15 protein-coding genes are annotated in these 16,452 nt (G+C 43.4%); 8 read left to right on the top strand and 7 right to left on the bottom strand.

Going from position 1 to position 16,452, the window contains the following annotated elements:
* Positions 1-6: 6 nt before the first annotated feature.
* Positions 7-2,037 carry a TonB-dependent receptor plug domain-containing protein gene (locus tag RM544_RS11755; RefSeq protein ID WP_311361984.1) on the bottom strand — a complete coding sequence of 677 codons (2,031 nt, stop codon included), beginning with the start codon at positions 2,035-2,037 and terminating at the stop codon, positions 7-9.
* Positions 2,038-2,052: 15 nt separating this feature from the next.
* Positions 2,053-4,128 carry a hypothetical protein gene (locus RM544_RS11750; protein WP_311361983.1) on the bottom strand — a complete coding sequence of 692 codons (2,076 nt, stop codon included), beginning with the start codon at positions 4,126-4,128 and terminating at the stop codon, positions 2,053-2,055.
* Positions 4,129-4,346: 218 nt separating this feature from the next.
* Between RM544_RS11750 and RM544_RS11745 the strand changes: the two genes are divergently transcribed.
* The gene (locus RM544_RS11745; RefSeq protein ID WP_311361982.1) at positions 4,347-4,496 is read left to right on the top strand and encodes a hypothetical protein; all 150 of its coding nucleotides are present in this window, start codon (positions 4,347-4,349) and stop codon (positions 4,494-4,496) included.
* A 43-nt stretch (positions 4,497-4,539) separates the two neighbouring features.
* Here RM544_RS11745 and RM544_RS11740 read toward each other — a convergent pair whose 3' ends face one another.
* Positions 4,540-5,652 (bottom strand): PilT/PilU family type 4a pilus ATPase, encoded by a 1,113-nt coding sequence (locus RM544_RS11740; protein WP_409220052.1) that lies wholly within the window; start codon positions 5,650-5,652, stop codon positions 4,540-4,542.
* Positions 5,653-5,676: 24 nt separating this feature from the next.
* Positions 5,677-6,720: a type IV pilus twitching motility protein PilT gene (locus RM544_RS11735; RefSeq protein ID WP_311361980.1), complete on the bottom strand. Its 1,044-nt coding sequence runs from the start codon at positions 6,718-6,720 to the stop codon at positions 5,677-5,679.
* Positions 6,721-6,802: 82 nt separating this feature from the next.
* Between RM544_RS11735 and RM544_RS11730 the strand changes: the two genes are divergently transcribed.
* The 4 genes from RM544_RS11730 (at position 6,803) to RM544_RS11715 (ending at position 9,619) form a co-directional block, all read left to right on the top strand.
* A complete protein-coding gene (locus tag RM544_RS11730) occupies positions 6,803-7,492 on the top strand; it encodes a YggS family pyridoxal phosphate-dependent enzyme (RefSeq protein ID WP_311361979.1) in 690 nt (229 codons plus the stop codon).
* Between the two features lie 35 nt (positions 7,493-7,527).
* Positions 7,528-8,349, top strand: coding sequence for a pyrroline-5-carboxylate reductase (gene proC / locus RM544_RS11725; protein ID WP_311361978.1), 822 nt, complete (start codon positions 7,528-7,530; stop codon positions 8,347-8,349).
* A 35-nt stretch (positions 8,350-8,384) separates the two neighbouring features.
* Positions 8,385-8,924, top strand: a complete 540-nt coding sequence (locus RM544_RS11720; RefSeq protein WP_311361977.1) for a YggT family protein — start codon at positions 8,385-8,387, stop codon at positions 8,922-8,924.
* A 260-nt stretch (positions 8,925-9,184) separates the two neighbouring features.
* Positions 9,185-9,619 (top strand): DUF4426 domain-containing protein, encoded by a 435-nt coding sequence (locus tag RM544_RS11715; RefSeq protein WP_311361976.1) that lies wholly within the window; start codon positions 9,185-9,187, stop codon positions 9,617-9,619.
* Positions 9,620-9,639: 20 nt separating this feature from the next.
* Here RM544_RS11715 and yaaA read toward each other — a convergent pair whose 3' ends face one another.
* Positions 9,640-10,416 (bottom strand): peroxide stress protein YaaA, encoded by a 777-nt coding sequence (gene yaaA / locus RM544_RS11710; protein ID WP_311361975.1) that lies wholly within the window; start codon positions 10,414-10,416, stop codon positions 9,640-9,642.
* A gap of 602 nt (positions 10,417-11,018) precedes the next feature.
* Here yaaA and tal point away from each other — a divergent pair.
* The 3 genes from tal to RM544_RS11695 all read left to right on the top strand — a co-directional run bounded on the left by tal (position 11,019) and on the right by RM544_RS11695 (position 13,998).
* Positions 11,019-11,972 carry a transaldolase gene (tal, locus tag RM544_RS11705; protein ID WP_311361974.1) on the top strand — a complete coding sequence of 318 codons (954 nt, stop codon included), beginning with the start codon at positions 11,019-11,021 and terminating at the stop codon, positions 11,970-11,972.
* A gap of 21 nt (positions 11,973-11,993) precedes the next feature.
* On the top strand, positions 11,994-13,652 hold the full coding sequence (pgi, locus tag RM544_RS11700; RefSeq protein WP_311361973.1) for a glucose-6-phosphate isomerase: 1,659 nt from the start codon (positions 11,994-11,996) through the stop codon (positions 13,650-13,652).
* 169 nt (positions 13,653-13,821) lie between these two features.
* The gene (locus RM544_RS11695) at positions 13,822-13,998 is read left to right on the top strand and encodes a DUF3545 family protein (RefSeq protein WP_311361972.1); all 177 of its coding nucleotides are present in this window, start codon (positions 13,822-13,824) and stop codon (positions 13,996-13,998) included.
* A 479-nt stretch (positions 13,999-14,477) separates the two neighbouring features.
* Here the strand turns inward: RM544_RS11695 and ung are convergent, their stop codons facing one another.
* Together ung and thrC are read right to left on the bottom strand one after the other, a co-directional pair.
* Entirely contained in the window at positions 14,478-15,137 is a 660-nt protein-coding gene (gene ung, locus RM544_RS11690; protein WP_311361971.1) for a uracil-DNA glycosylase, read from the bottom strand.
* A gap of 20 nt (positions 15,138-15,157) precedes the next feature.
* Positions 15,158-16,441, bottom strand: coding sequence for a threonine synthase (gene thrC, locus RM544_RS11685; RefSeq protein WP_311361970.1), 1,284 nt, complete (start codon positions 16,439-16,441; stop codon positions 15,158-15,160).
* Positions 16,442-16,452 lie beyond the last annotated feature (11 nt).

Below are 16,452 nucleotides of genomic sequence, written 5' to 3'. Positions count from 1 at the left end.
GCTGGATTAATGTCCGCCGAAACGTATTCTCAAGCCAGCATTCACAATAAAGCCATCGTTGCGTGACCAGATGTCTGTGGTCCACTGTCCAGCGGCTGAGCGAGACGGCAGCACGAGCGGATCTTCTTTGGTTTGGCGAATATCTAAAAGGTTTTCAAAGTTAATAAACCAACTAATATTTCCAATCGTTTTTTCGCCCATTAAGCCTAAGTGCCAGTAGGTGTCACTGTCATTTCGGTAAGGGTTATCGTCTAAGCGTTGTGTACCAGTATAGTACGCTTCAAATCCCACACGAAATTCGCCATGCCTTTCCCACATAGCGACTAAACCCGCTGAGTGCTTAGGTGTAAGAGCAAGCTTTTGTCTACTCTGGGTATTTTGATCGTATTCTGTTGCATCTAAAAACAGATAGCTGGCAGTGAGTTTGAAGTCATTCCACTTATACCGCAGTAAAACCTCTGAGCCATAAATACGTGATTCTCCTTCAGCATTTACCAATCGGACACGGTCTAGCTCGCCGTTATTTTCTGCAGAAAAGGCAACTAATTCAGTAACGCCATCAACCTTTGAAGAGAATAAGGTGAGTTTAGTTTCAAGTTTATCGATTTGATAACCTATATCTAGCGATGCTGTTTCGGCTCGTTCTTCTTGAATATTGCTTAACGAGGATAGGCGACTCAAGCCGGCAGCTTCAATTTCCTCAACAAACGGTGTTGGCGCAAAATAACCCTGACCATATGAAGCTCTGATGGTCCACAATGCGGGGCGGTAAAGGAACGACACTCGTGGACTGAGTTGTTGACCAAATTCACTGTGATCGTCAAGTCTGGCGCTCACCGAACTTGATAAGTTATCGCTAAAATCATAATCAACTTGACCGAAAATACCAGGTGCGGTGTAATCAAAATCAAACATTGGAAAGTCTTCTGACTCAAAGCGCTCCGATTGTAAGGCAGCCCCTACAACCCATTGCATATCCACAGTATAGCCAGAGATTGAGCTTTCCAACAAATAGGATTCATGGCGATCATCTTCAGTTCTTATACCAAATTGTTTAGCATGTCGTTGTGTCATGGCAGAACTACGCACATTCCATGTTAACGTATCTGCAAGTGGACCGGTGGCAGTTAAGCCCAGATCGAAGCGTTCGCTGTCTTGGTTTTGCTGAAAATCAAAACCGTCTGATAACAGCAAGTTTGTGCGAGTCCCGCCATCGCGATTCTCAGTCATCGCGCCAACCGTCGCGTATACACGGGCGCCATTGTCACTTTCCCAGAACAAGCGTGGGCGCAGGGTATAGCGTTCGTAACCCGCCATATCTATCCAGCCATCGTTATCGAAGTCTTGCTCAGCTTGATGGTGAGCACCTGCAGTAATTGAAACACCGCTTGAATTATTCAGCGGGCTGGCTAGGTACGTGGTCAAGTCTTGCCCATCACGACTTGTGCTATTCAACAATAATTCAGCTTCGAATTCATCGCCCGGCTCTCGCGAAATCAAGTTTATCACGCCGCCCATGGCTGAACCGCCATAGAGTGAAGAGGCCGAACCCTTGATTATTTCTACTCTTGCTAAGTCTGTCGGGGGTATCTGCAACAAACCAATGGAAGCTGCCTGACCGCCATATAAGGGTAGACCGTCATTCAACAGTTGCGTATAGCGCCCATATAGGCCCTGTAGCCGTATATTTGCGCTACCCAAAGCAGGTGACGTTGTTTGCACTCTGACGCCGCCTGTTTCAGCCACCAGCATTGAAATATTGCCGGGGCGCATGATAGCTTTTTCGGTCAGTTCTTCTTGATTGATTACTTCAACTCGAATCGGTTCACTATCAACTGTTCTGCCAGAACGCGTTGAGTTTACTTGTATTATTTCAACCTCATGTTCATGCTCATCGCTATGAGAATCGTGATGCTCATCTGCGTCATGATGCTCATGTTCCTCCTTTGACTGTGCAAAAGTAACGCTTGAAAAAGAAGAAAAACAGAACGCAGCAAGCAAAAGTGCGCTGAAAGCATGAAAGCGAGGAATAAGCACTACAATAAAATCCTATTAGAAAATATTAAAAGGTTGTGAGCTTGCTTGTTCTATTGCTGGAAATTGACTGGCTAAATTTTCGAATAATAAGATATCGACTACTTTTAAGCGATGAAGCCTACGATAATGCGCAGTGGTCAACTCTGTCCGAGCAAGCAAGCCCAAAATAAGTGACCCATAATCATACTCGAAACCAGCGCTATTTGCCATATCGAGGGCTAGCATAAGCGCATCTCTGCCTTTCGGAAAACCAGCTGTATATTTCGCTTCGGGCCTCTCCAATTCGTTCAACAAACGAATAGCTTCATCAACCGAATAGTTATTTAGTTCGTGTACGATAGCGCTCGGAAAAGTATCTGGGTGAGCGAAAAACTCTTGTTTTACCTGGCCGTAATAGTCAGCAATTTCAAACAAGCAACTACCCGTCGTTGTATTGTTATAGTCGATAAACTGGGCTAAAGGAAAGCTTGCATAAACGCCCTCTAGGTCAAATTCTTCACACAATTTTTCAACTAAAAATTGGCGTTGGAATAAATCCATTTCAAGTTTGGAAAGTGCTTGAGAGAGCTGAGAAAAGTCAGCTCGAATATCATCAATGCTATCCACTGCATCCTCGATATCGCCAGTATTCGAGGTGTTGCTCAAACTTTGTTTGTAATAGACATCGACTAAGGTTGGTGAGGTCAGGGCTAAATGATCAACCTGCGCCTCAAAAGATAGGTTCGGCTTTAGGAATGGCGTAATATCAGAGATCATGTTCAAGCCAGGAAGTTGGTTTTTCCACGCTTGTTTTAAAGGCGCACAAGTGCTTTTTTTATCTGCATATTCGCGTCGACTCTGGTTTAGTTTTTCTGCCGTATCATCAAAGTAAGTGCGAGTTTCAGTATTTAAATTACTGGGCTGCGCGCTAACTAGCTTTCGATAAACTTGAGCCTTTATATCCAAAGCCTTCATTTGATCACGCAGGTCGTCATTGATGATAGACCCTGGATATCCCATCAGCTGCATTTTTTTCAATTGTTCATTCGGCCACAGATGTGCAGCATGCTCGAAGTTACGCAAAAGCAATATCATTTCCAATTGTTCATCGCTCAAAACGGCGCGCTCTGTGGCAATCATTGCTTGCATCAAAATAATATTCACCGGAGAAAACGTAAATTGCACATTGGTCAAACTATCTTGTTCCAATAACAGTTGCAGCACATCGATACTGTTAGTTTCAATTGCAACTTGAAGTGCCGTTTGAAGCTTTCTGTACTTGGTATAAGCAGGCTTATTGGAAAAGTCCATAGATGTAAGTAAGCGACTGACAGAAGCGGTATCTGCGCCCGAGCGAATCGCCTGATTTAGCATCGCATGTGTGGCTGGCACGACATTAAGAATAGCTTCAATGTTTATATTCGACTTCGTTGCTATGGCGTGCCCTACCATCGTCTCAGGGGAAAGTAGCGTCTCTTTTTGTCTAACTCGTGTTAGCAAACCTTTCTTTTCCGATAACTCTCGGAAGTCCTTCATTGACTCAGATAAAAGACTCAAGTCACCATTATTCAACGCGAGAGAAATCTCTTGTAGATTTTTCATCATGTCTTTTTGGAATTGGTTTGGAGCTGAGCTCGAATTATGATGTTCATAATTTTTACGCAAGCGTCGTAACTGATAAAGATTAATTTGCGATAAGGCTTCTTGCGCATCTACTATGCCTAACTCATGCATATGCATGACTGCCAACGCCCATTGTTTCTCATCATTAATTTTGGTCAATGCCGTATCAAAACGCTGGCGCACTACTTTTTGCCTGTAATCGATATTCAAAAGTTCTTGCTGACAGGTATTATGTAATCTACTCGCTTCGTACATCGAGCTTAGCTCGCTTGCACTAAAGTCTATTTTAGTAATGATTGAGGCTTGCTTTGTAGTAGTGGCTGCCGCTTGGTCACTTACCTGCTCGATAACAACTGTCTTTGCAGTTATTTCTGCCGATGGTGTAATTGATTCTGAAGAATCGGGAGTATTAAACGGATATAGAAAGGCGCCAACGCCAATGATGACCAGTGCGCTTGCACCTATAGTAACAACCAAGTTGCTTTTCATAACAACTCCTTTTGGTTTTGAATGCATTGTTTTTTATTGCTTTAATCCCTACTCAATCATGTGTGATATGACATTGCAGCGCTAATTTGGATACAAGCATAACCCATCTAAAAAAACGATTACTATAATCTATTAAAATCGTTTTATTTAATCAATTATTTTCACTATCTTTGTCTTAACGACATCTTGAAACGATAAGGCAAATAAAGGAGCCAAGTATGACAAAGATAATATTAGAAATTAACCAACGACTATTACTGATCAAACAAAACAAAAAAATCCAAGTTTGCAATTACAAAGATAACTATTATGGAGATCAGCACTGTTGCAGTGTAGACCAAGTGAAACTGAAACAGCCTACGCAATAATACAAAAGAGCAGTCAGATTTCTCTGCACTGCCCTTTTTTTATTTAACCCATATCTATTGAGACGTTACTTAGGCTGCCTAAGCCTGTACCCTCATCACTTGATAGTTTAAACATCAAGCGTAGATCATTCGGCGAATCAGCACTGTGCATTGCTTGGTCTTCACTGATTCGATTCTGTTTGACGAGTTCGAACAGTGCCATATCAAAAGTTTGCATGCCTTGCTCTTTACCTTTCATCATCGCTTCTTTTAAGCTGCCAATTTCATTGCGTTGAATGAGGTCAGCGACCAAAGGCGAATTCAACAAGACTTCAATAGCGGCTACACGCCCCTTACCATCAATCGTGGGCACCAATTGTTGAGCAACAATGGCACGAATGTTTTGGCTTAAGTCAAAGCGTAGTTTTTGGTGAAGTTCTTGTGGCGCCAAGTGCATGATACGTTCTATTGCTTGGTTTGCGTTGTTTGCGTGCAAGGTAGCTACACACAAATGGCCAGTATCGGCAAAAGACATCGCATATTCCATGGTTTCCATGGAACGGATCTCACCAATTAAAATAACATCAGGCGCTTGTCTCAGGGAGCTTTTCAATGCATCGTCAAATGTGTGTGTATCAATACCCACTTCTCGCTGGGTGACGACACAATTATTGTGATCATGAACAAATTCAATCGGATCTTCTATTGTTAAGATATGGCCATGTGAATTCTGATTTCGATGTCCAATAAGTGCTGCTAATGAGGTCGATTTACCAGTACCTGTGCCTCCAACGAACAACACCAGGCCTTTTTTAGCCATGATGATATCTTTCAATACAGTTGGTAAGCCAAGCTCATCAGCTTGTGGGATCTGAGTGACGATTCGGCGTATTACCATACCAGCTTGGTCTCGCTGCCAGAATGCGCTGCAACGAAAACGGCCAATACCATCAACAGCTATAGCAAAGTTACATTCTTTCTCTTCGGCAAATGCGGCTTTTTGTTTGTCCGTCATCGCGTCATGAACCAGTTCTAGTGCTTCACTTTCGGTCAGATTCATTGCCGTCAACGGCGTCATTCGACCGTTAATTTTAGCACTGACTGGCATACCAACGGTGATGAACAAATCTGACGCTTCATTCGCTACCATGTCTTGCAAACACTGATGTAAACCCATCATAACTCTATACTCCTAAACGAACTACATGCCAATAGAAGGCGCTTTGTCCGTAGACTTAGACGCAGCATCATTCGCCGTGATTACACCCATTGCCACCAAACGCTGTAAACACTGATCCATTGTTTGCATACCATGTTGCTGCCCGGTTTGGATTACTGAATACATTTGCGGTACTTTATCTTCACGGATAAGGTTTCTGATGGCAGGAATACCAACCATAATTTCATGAGCAGCAACTCGCCCACCGCCCACTTTTTTAAGTAGCGTTTGAGAAACAACAGCTCGTAAGGACTCTGACAGCATTGAACGTATCATTTGCTTTTCTTCTGCAGGGAATACATCAATGATTCTATCTATGGTTTTTGGTGCCGAGTTGGTATGCAGCGTACCGAATACTAAGTGACCGGTTTCTGCGGCAGATATCGCTAAGCGGATAGTTTCTAAGTCACGTAGCTCACCCACTAGAATAACGTCTGGGTCTTCCCGCAATGCAGAACGCAGCGCGTTATTAAAACTTTTCGTATCGCGATGGACTTCACGTTGATTTATCACGCACAATTTGTTTTGATGCACGAATTCGATAGGATCTTCAATCGTAAGTATATGCTCACGCTTGTGTTGATTAATATGGTCTACCATTGCCGCTAATGTGGTACTTTTACCCGAACCTGTCGCACCTGTTACCAATACAATGCCGGTTGGCTGATCAATAATTTGTTTGAAGATTTCTGGGGCACCCAGTTGATCAAGTGTTAAAATTTCACTTGGGATCGTACGTAGTACTGCTGCTGCACCGCGGTTTTGTACAAAAGCATTAACCCGGAAGCGAGATAAATCTTTAATTTCAAAAGAGAAATCGCATTCTAGGTTTTCTTCGTACTCTTTACGCTGCATGTCATTCATAATACTGAATATAAGCGTATGAACTTGTTTATGATCGAGTGGGTCGACGTTGAGTCTCCGCATTTCTCCGTCAACACGGATGATAGGTGGTAATCCTGCGGTCAAATGTAAGTCTGAAGCTTTATTGCTTACACTGAAGGCTAATAGTTCGTTAATATCCACTGTGGGTGACTCCAAAAATAGTTGCGTCTTCGAGCGCGTGTTGTATTACTGAAAATTTCATAAACCTTATGAGAACCAAACGATGACAAATCAAATCGCCGAAAACCTCGAGGCCATTCATGCCGAAATTCAGCATTGCGCGCGACTGGCTGGTCGTGCTGCGAACAATATTGAATTGTTGGCCGTAAGTAAAACCAAACCGGTATCGGATATTGTTCTTGCGTATGAAGCCGGACACCGTTCATTTGGCGAAAATTATGTGCAAGAAGGTGTCGACAAAATTGCAGAACTGAAGCATTTATCTGATATCTCATGGCATTTTATCGGCCCGTTGCAGTCAAACAAGAGTCGTTTAGTTGCAGAAAATTTCGATTGGATGCATTCACTCGACCGTTTAAAAATTGCCAGTCGTTTGAATGAGCAACGACCAGCCTTCGCCGAGCCATTGAATATTTGTGTACAAATAAACATCGATGAAGAAGAAAGTAAAGCAGGTGTACTACCAAGCGAACTGATGCCTTTGCTAGAGCAGCTAGCGCCCTTGTCTAAGCTTAAAGTCCGGGGGCTGATGGCTATTCCAAAGTCGAGCAAAGTGAAATCAGAACAACTTGCCAGTTTCCAAAAAATGCATGACTTATTCGCGACTTGTCAGCAAAAGTACCCGCAATTTGATACCCTATCGATTGGTATGAGCGCCGATTTGTGTGCAGCAATCGAAAACGGATCAACAATGGTCCGGATTGGTACTGCTATATTTGGCGCTCGCGACTAGTTTCAACATGCTATTTAGTGAAATAAAGGAGATCCATGCAAGCACGTAGACTGAGTTTTATTGGCGCGGGAAATATGCCCAGAAGTATTATTAGTGGTTTGGTAAAAGGTGGCTACGATCCCAAGTTGATTACTGCCTCCAACCCCTCACGACCTAAACTCGACGCATTAGAAAAAGACTTTGGTATTGTGACAACACAATCGAATCATGAAGCATGCGACAAGGGCGACGTTGTTATCCTATCGGTGAAACCACAAATCATGGCCGACACCTGCAAAGACTTAATAGAACATTGCGACATTCAAGGCAAGCTAATGGTGTCCATTGCTGCTGGTATCACCACCGGTCGCTTAATGGAAATGCTGGGTGATTACGCCAAAGTAGTTCGTACCATGCCGAATACTCCCTCGTCTCTAAGCTTAGGCATGACTGGTTTATACGCTCCAGAGTCAGTTGACCTAGAAGACCGAGATTTCATTGCTTTTGTGTTAAATCACGTTGGCAAAACCCTTTGGGTCGATACTGACGAACAGATAAATACGGTTATTGCCGCCGCCGGCAGCAGCCCTGCTTACCTGTTCCTATTCGCGCAAGCCATGCAAGATGAAGCCATGGCAATGGGCATGAGCAAAGATGACGCTCGTTTGTTAGTCCAACAGGCCCTGTTAGGCAGCGCAGAAATGATTTGTCACAATCCAGAACTTGAATTAAGTGAACTTCGGGCCCAAGTTACATCTAAGGGTGGTACAACCCATGAAGCGATCTGTACCTTTCAAGACAACCAACTTGAATCCATTGTGAGCAAAGCGATGCAAGCTGCCGTAAGACGCGCAGGCGAAATGGCGAACGATTTTTAAACGCCAATTATAGATAACTGAAAAGAGAAGCAACTATGCAAGCAACCTATACTTTATTGGACTTTTTATTTAACACCTACGCAATGATTGTGCTTGCAAGAGTGTGGTTACAATTTGCCAGGGCGGATTTTTACAATCCTCTGAGCCAATTTGTAGTGAAAGTCACGCAACCTGTAGTTGGTCCAATGCGCAGATTCATTCCTGCCATCAGCCGGATAGACAGCGCGACACTGCTATTCGCTTACTTAGTGATTGTACTCAAAGTTATCGTTATGCAATTGATATTTGGCACAGGCATGCCGCCTATTATTCCAGCCATTATTGCGAGCCTATTTTTGCTGCTAAAGGTTGCCTTCAATCTGCTTTTCATTGTTCTTATTATTAGAATGATTCTGAGCTTCGTTAGCCAAGGAAATAACCCGATGGAATACGTGTTGCACCAACTCACTGAGCCAATGCTAGCGCCTATCCGTCGCTTTATTCCTGTCATTGGTGGCCTTGATTTTTCACCCTTGGTGCTCATTTTAGGGACTCAGTTCGTAATCAATCTCATTGGCGAGTATGTGCGTATATAACTAGTAGGATTGAATGAGTAGGGATGACAGCGAGGGGTCGTCATTCCTGCGCAGGCAGGAATCTAGGTCCCCGCCTTCGCGGGGATGACAAAGAGGGGTCGTCATTCCTGCGTATGCAGGAATCTAGGTCCCCGCCTTCGCGGGGATGACAAAGAGGGTTGGTCATTCCTGCGCAGGCAGGAATCTAGGTCCCCGCCTTCGCGGGGATGACAGAGGCCTTTGCGGCGATGACAGTCAAATAGACAACAAAGGAGAAGAGTATGCGAGTATTGAATTGGTCGTTTCTGGTGGTAGTGTGTTTAGGTTTGCTGCTCCCCAGTGTAAGTCATGCTGAGCAGAAAAAGACGCTGGGTCAATGGGATGTTCACTACATTGTATTAGACACTACCTTCCTGACGCCTGAAATTGCGAAAGCAAATCAAATCGTGCGAAGCAAATACAATGCTTTGGTGAATATTTCAGTCTTAGATAAAGACACCCAGGAAGCGCAAAACCTATCAGTCACAGGCTCAGCTAGAAATTTATTGGGAAGCAAAATAGACCTAAACTTTAAGAAGGTTGTCGACGGTAAAGCTATCTATTACCTTGCTGTTCTGTCACATGATCACAGAGAAACGTTTCGGTTTGAAGTGACTGTTCAGCAAGGCAATAAACAAGAAGTGCTCAAATTCCAAGAGGAACTTTACGTTAACTAAGTGCCATTTCTCAGTATTGTCTATTTTTGTTCAGCTCGCTTGAATACGAGTTCATTCGGCGAGCTGTCTACTTCACTGTAATGATATCCAGCCAAATCAAACCCTTTTAAGCCCTCAACATCGGTGATGCGATTTTGAATAATGTATCGCGCCATCAAACCACGAGCCTTTTTTGCATAGAAGCTGATTATTTTGTACTTGCCATTTTTCTCATCTTTGAACTGTGGCGTAACGATATTTGCATTCAGCAACTTCTTTTTAACAGACGAGAAGTACTCATTACTTGCTAAGTTTACTAATACTTGTTGTTCACCATCAGCAAGTTCTTCATTCAACGCATGAGTGATACTCTCACCCCAAAACTCATAGAGTGATTTACCACGATTATTTTGAAGTTTAGTACCCATTTCAAGACGATAAGCCTGCATCAAGTCCAGTGGTTTTAATAAACCGTAGAGCCCTGAGAGAATCCTCAGATGCTTTTGAGCGAAATCAATATCAGCTTCCGATAGTGAAGCTGCATCTAAGCCCCCATAGACATCACCATTAAACGCAAACACTGCTTGGCGCGCATTATCAGGCGTAAACGGGGTGGTAAAACTAGCAAAGCGCTCGGCATTTAAAATAGACAGTTTATCGCTGATATGCATCAAGCTCGCCAAATCACTGGGCGCTAGCTTCTGGCATGTTTCTACCAGTTCTTCAGCATCTTTCAACATACTTGGTTCAGTGAACTTTGTTGTTGGCAAAGGGGAATCAAAATCGAGGTTTTTTGCGGGTGATACAAGCATTAACATAGTGCTTTTTCTTTCCTTACTGATTTAAATAATCTGTGTTTTTACAATTCGACAATCTGTGCTTACTGAGCAATAGCTTATTTTCAAATACCGTACTATCTAATACCGCACTACCTAATACCTTACTTACAATAAAGCACGCCCTGATGTTCGCCCTGTCTTGTTCTTTTCTACGTAGTGATATCAATAATTGCTCATTCCATACCTAATTTTGTTGGCGGAAATGTTTTAATACGATAGTAATGATGTTGGTACGAAGCCTCGAAATTACAAGGTCAAAAGCAAGATAAACGCCCTCAAGTAAAACTATCATTGACCTTTTTCAGCAATACACGCTGCAAACTGACTCGTCTAAATAAAGCAGCGTTTTCTTTTGGTCATAATCTATATTTTCATAATATAAAAATCATCATTCACAACTAGCCAGAATGTCATACAATCTGTACCCTATAGGAAGGCTATGGTTCCTGACTAAACACCTTATACAGACGCTATTTTACTCAAAAATTCAAGCCACTTGTGATTTTGAATAAGATAGTTTCATATTACCGACAAAAGATTATCAACTCGAACACCAATTAGACACAAATAATGGGAAAATAATGACAACACAACTAGAATCATTACGCACGTTAACTACCGTTGTTGCCGACACTGGCGATATCGACGCAATCAAAAAATACCAACCTGTAGATGCGACAACCAACCCATCGCTACTGCTGAAAGCTGCGTCTTTGCCTCAATATAAGCAGTTAATCGCAGATGCCGTGAAATGGGCGAGCGAACAATCGTCTGACACTGAACAGCAAGTGATTGATGCGGGTGACAAACTGGCAGTTGCTATCGGTAAAGAAATTGTTGATGTGATCCCTGGCCGTATTTCAACTGAAGTTGATGCACGATTAAGTTTTGACACAGCTGCGACAGTGAAAAAGGCCCATAAACTAATAAAACTATACGCCGATGCTGGCATCGATAAATCGAGAATTCTCATTAAGATCGCGTCGACTTGGGAAGGAATTAAAGCAGCCGAGCAACTTGAGAAAGAAGGTATCAACTGTAACCTTACTTTACTCTTCGGTTTTGCCCAAGCTCGCGCTTGCGCCGAGGCTGGCGTGTTTCTGATTTCTCCATTTGTTGGTCGTATCCTCGACTGGTACAAAGCTAGCACAGGAAAAGCTGCGTTTCCGGGAACAGAAGATCCTGGCGTTATCTCAGTAACTGAGATTTACAACTATTACAAATCACACGGTTACAAAACAGTCGTGATGGGTGCAAGTTTCCGAAATATCGATGAAATTTTATGCCTTGCTGGATGTGATCGCCTAACAATTAGTCCTCAGTTATTAGAAGAGCTTTCGAATACAGAAGGTGAAATCAAGCCTTACTTAGTTGATAACGGCAAAGTGAAAAACCCAGGCGAACTGATCAATGAAGCGGACTTCCGTTGGCAGATGAATGAAAATGCCATGGCAACCGAAAAATTGTCAGAAGGCATAAGAAATTTCGCCGCCGACCAAGTCAAACTAGAAACCTTATTAAGAGACATGCTGTAACAATTACATCGGAGAGATACTGTGGAACGCATTCGTAATACTGAAGCCTGGGGCAAATTAGAATCACTTGCCGCAAATGTGAAACGTCAGCATATGAGAGACTGGTTCGAAACTGACCCTTCGCGGGCTGAAAAATACTTTTTGGCTGCCTGCGGTATCTCTCTTGATTACAGCAAAAACTTAATTACTGATGATGTGCTTTCGCAACTCATCGCGTTAGCTGAGCAACGAGGCGTTAACGACAAAATTACAGCAATGTTCAAAGGCGACATCATCAACACCACTGAGAAACGAGCTGTTTTACATACGGCATTACGCAATTTCTCAGGTAAGCCTGTTATGGTTGACGGTGAAGATGTTATGCCAGAGGTAATGGCTACTCTCGATAAAGTGGAAGCTTTTACCAACAAGGTTTTATCGGGTGAACATCTCGGCTGCACAGGAAAACCTGTCAAACGGGTGGTTAGCATCGGTATTGGCGGTTCGTTTTTGGGCCCCAAAATTGTCAGTGAAGCGCTAAAGCCTTATCGTGATGGTCGAGTAGATGTAACGTTTGTCGCGAACGTAGATGGCTGTCATATTCAAGACGTACTAGCAGACTGTGACTTTGAAGAAACCTTGTTTGTGATGTCTTCGAAATCATTTGGCACTCAAGAGACTTTGCAAAACACACTCACGGCAAAAGCGTGGTTTTTAGCTCAAAAGTCCTCTACGCATAGCGTGTCAGAAGCTGATATTGCCAAACATTTTGTTGCAGTCTCATCAAATGTAAAAGCTGCTACTGAATTCGGCATGGCCGCCGAAAATGTTTTCCCTATGGCTGATTGGGTAGGTGGTCGCTATTCATTATGGTCTGCAATTGGTTTACCCATTTCACTTGCTTTAGGTTATGACAATTTCAGAGCCATTCTCGATGGCGCATATGCCATGGATGAGCACGTTCAAACTGCGCCTCTCGCGGAAAACTTACCAGCCATTCTGGCAATGCTTGGTGTGTGGTATCGTAATTTTATGGGCGCTCAGTCTCATGTACTTCTCCCCTATTACCATTATTTACGTGGCCTTCCTGCATACGTGCAACAGTTGGATATGGAAAGCAACGGTAAATCGACGACACTTGGCGGTCAAGCTGTGGATTGTGGTACTGGCCCAATCATTTGGGGTAGTGAAGGGACCAACGGTCAACACTCGTTCCATCAATTGATACATCAAAGCACCTTGCCTATACCGGCAGATTTCATGCTTCCCTTAAATGTGCCTAATCAAGATGATACGCACCATGCAATGTTAGCGTCTAATTGCTTTGGGCAAACTCAAGCGTTGATGCAAGGTAAAACCTTTGAAGAATGCTACGCTGATCTTGACGGAAAAGGCTTATCTGACGAAGAACGTGTTAGTTTAGCTGCTCACAAAACGATGCCTGGAAACAAGCCAAGTAATACTCTTTTGTTCGAGCAACTCGACCCAAAAACCTTGGGGGCATTGATTGCAATGTACGAACACAAAGTGTTAATTCAAGGTGCTATATGGGACCTAAACTCCTTCGACCAATGGGGTGTTGAATTAGGTAAAGCATTAGGTAACGACGTTCTTGATGTCATTAAGGACCTTAAACCGCTTGACTCTGTTGATAGCTCGACCGCCTCACTTGTCGAAAAATTCAAAAACGCGCAAAAATAAAGTGTAAGACCACGTCTTCTGTAATAGAAATGAAACACATTGTTAATATAAGGTTAACAAATGTGTTTTATTTCTTTCATTCTTATGGTACATATTGAGTGTAAGCAGTCGACAGCACCTCCGCAGTCCGACTGTTTGTGTAGCAAGCGGTTTCGATAAGGAGATGCCCGTGGAACGAAGCGATATTTTATCAATTGTAGATACCGAGTCCCGCCCAGTAAAAACCAAAAGCAAAAAACGAAAGTGGCGAGAGATTGAAGCAATCCAAGACAAGTATAAATTACAGCGAGAACTCACCGAAATGGATATGAGTTTAGAGTATGAACTTGACCAAATGATGCGCTAGCGAAATAAATTTAAATGCCACTTTCTTAGTGGCATTTTTGTTTCTGCTATAGTGCGTCATGCCGCATATAGTTTGTCATTCCTGCTACAGTGCGTCATACCGGCTATAATTCGTCATTCCTGCGCAGGCAGGAATCTAGGTCCCCGCATGCGCGGGGATGACGATAGTAGGCAGAAATCTGGCCCCGCCTTTAGTTTGTCATACCGGCTATAATTCGTCATTCCTGCGCAGGCAGGAATCTAGGTCCCCGCATGCGCGGGGATGACGATAGTATGTAGGAATCTAGATCCCCGCCTACGCGGGGATGACAAGGTTCGCGGGGATGACGATAGTAGGCAGAAATCTGGCCCCGCCTTTAGTTTGTCATACCGGCTATAATTCGTCATTCCTGCGCAGGCAGGAATCTGGGTCCCCGCCTACGCGGGGATGACAAGGTTCGCGGGGATGACGAGTCTACTGGGTTATGTATAAGGTATTACTTAGACTTGCCAGTCAATGGGTGTTTTACCTATCTCTTTTAGAAACGCATTAGTTTGGCTGAAGTGCTTACACCCTAGGAATCCGCGATGTGCAGACAACGGGGACGGGTGTGCACTTATGAGCACTTTTTGACGCTCTTCGCTGATTAACTGCATCTTTTTTTGAGCTGGAGCGCCCCACAGTAAAAACACGATATTATCAAAGTGTTCATTTATTTTCTTAATGACCTCGTCCGTAAATCGCTCCCAGCCTATCTTTTTGTGCGAATGGGCTTCGCCCTGTTCCACAGTGAGTACCGTATTTAATAATAGTACCCCTTGCTTTGCCCACTCACTTAAGTCACCGTGCACTGGCGTAAAAAAGCCTTCAATATCTGAGCTTAACTCTTTATAAATATTACGAAGCGATGGCGGTATTTTGTTACCTTTCAATACAGAAAAACTCAAGCCGTGCGCCTGATTAGGGCCGTGATAGGGATCCTGTCCAAGTATCACGACTTTTAGATTATTCGGGCTCGTTAATTTGAAAGCATTGAAAACATCTTGTGCTTCAGGATAAACGGTAACGCCCTCAACGCGCCTTGCTTCGACATAAGCAAGTGCTTCTTGGAAGTAGGCTTGTTGTTTTTGGTCACCTAAAATGCCTTCCCATGCTTTCATTATTTTTTCCGATTTAAAATTTAACGCAAAGTAGCGAAAAGGTGCTTTTTCAATGCCTCATAGCTATTTTCAACGTCCACTGAAAAGTCTGGTTTACCGACACTATCTGCCAACGCTTGTGGCAAACTAATGGGCTGACCCAAGACATTCTCTACGGTTTCTCTAAATTTTGCAGGATGCGCAGTGCCTAAGAAAATACCCACTTCGTCTTCAGTCAGTGAGCGAGCCAAAGAACGATAACCAATAGCGGCATGCGGCTCAGAAACGTAACCTAAGCTTGCTAGCTGACGCATAGCAACTTGCGTATACTCCTCGTCGACGCCCTCACCCATTAAAATATCTTTCGATATATAACCCTGCTCAACAAGAGCCTCAATACGAGGCCAGTTATTTGGCTGGCTAACATCCATTGCATTTGAAATTGTGGCAACGGTTGGCTTAGGCGCCCATTCACCGGTCTTTAAATAACGAGGCACAGTGTCATTAGAGTTTGTTGCTGCGATAAAGCGCTTGATCGGCACACCTAGCGCTTTTGCAATGATACCCGCGGTCAGATTCCCAAAGTTACCACTAGGCACAGAAAATACCACTTTCGCTCTGTCCTCTATTGGTAATTGCGCTACCGCTTCAAAATAATAACAAACCTGTGCGAGTAAACGGCTAATGTTAATTGAATTAGCAGAATTCAAGTGCAAGCCATCACGCACGTCAGGGTCGTCAAAAGCAGCTTTCACTAGCTGTTGGCAGTCGTCAAAGTCACTCTCAATCGCTACCGTATGTATATTATCGCCTAACGTGGTGAAGAGTTTTTCTTGTAACTTACTGATTTTACCTTTCGGATACAAAATCACGACTTGGATGTTGTCTATGCCATGGAATGCATGAGCGACGGCCGCACCGGTATCACCAGAGGTAGCCGTTAAAATAGTGATTGGTTCGCCTTTGCTGATATTCGCAAGGCATTGAGCCATAAATCGACCACCAAAATCTTTGAATGCCAAAGTTGGACCATGAAATAACTCAAGGCAATGAATTTGATCACTCACTTTTGCCAAAGGTGCGCCAAACTGAAAGGCTGCTGTCACAATAGAACTTAGCAACGCTTCGGGTAATTCATCACCAATCAAGTGTTTTAAAACGTGAATGCTTCTTTCCACGAAAGGCATAGCCAAAACATCATCAATATTATCGAAAGGGATGATATCTGTTGGAAAATATAAACCTTGGTGCTTCCCTAGGCCTTTCTTCACCGCTTCAGAAAAGCTAACGGCATCACTGGCATCTTTTAAATTTACTAGTTTCACTTCTTAAACCT

This window comes from Brumicola blandensis (genome assembly GCF_031846165.1).
GTDB lineage: Bacteria > Pseudomonadota > Gammaproteobacteria > Enterobacterales > Alteromonadaceae > Glaciecola > Glaciecola blandensis.
This window is presented reverse-complemented; position numbering and strand designations above follow the sequence as displayed.

Coding starts and splice junctions, on each gene's coding strand:
- RM544_RS11750 (WP_311361983.1), bottom strand. CDS start 4,128: ATGAAAAGCAACTTGGTTGTTACTATAGGTGCAAGCGCACTGGTCATC.
- RM544_RS11745 (WP_311361982.1), top strand. CDS start 4,347: ATGACAAAGATAATATTAGAAATTAACCAACGACTATTACTGATCAAA.
- RM544_RS11740 (WP_409220052.1), bottom strand. CDS start 5,652: ATGGGTTTACATCAGTGTTTGCAAGACATGGTAGCGAATGAAGCGTCA.
- RM544_RS11730 (WP_311361979.1), top strand. CDS start 6,803: ATGACAAATCAAATCGCCGAAAACCTCGAGGCCATTCATGCCGAAATT.
- proC (WP_311361978.1), top strand. CDS start 7,528: ATGCAAGCACGTAGACTGAGTTTTATTGGCGCGGGAAATATGCCCAGA.
- RM544_RS11720 (WP_311361977.1), top strand. CDS start 8,385: ATGCAAGCAACCTATACTTTATTGGACTTTTTATTTAACACCTACGCA.
- RM544_RS11715 (WP_311361976.1), top strand. CDS start 9,185: ATGCGAGTATTGAATTGGTCGTTTCTGGTGGTAGTGTGTTTAGGTTTG.
- yaaA (WP_311361975.1), bottom strand. CDS start 10,416: ATGTTAATGCTTGTATCACCCGCAAAAAACCTCGATTTTGATTCCCCT.
- tal (WP_311361974.1), top strand. CDS start 11,019: ATGACAACACAACTAGAATCATTACGCACGTTAACTACCGTTGTTGCC.
- ung (WP_311361971.1), bottom strand. CDS start 15,137: ATGAAAGCATGGGAAGGCATTTTAGGTGACCAAAAACAACAAGCCTAC.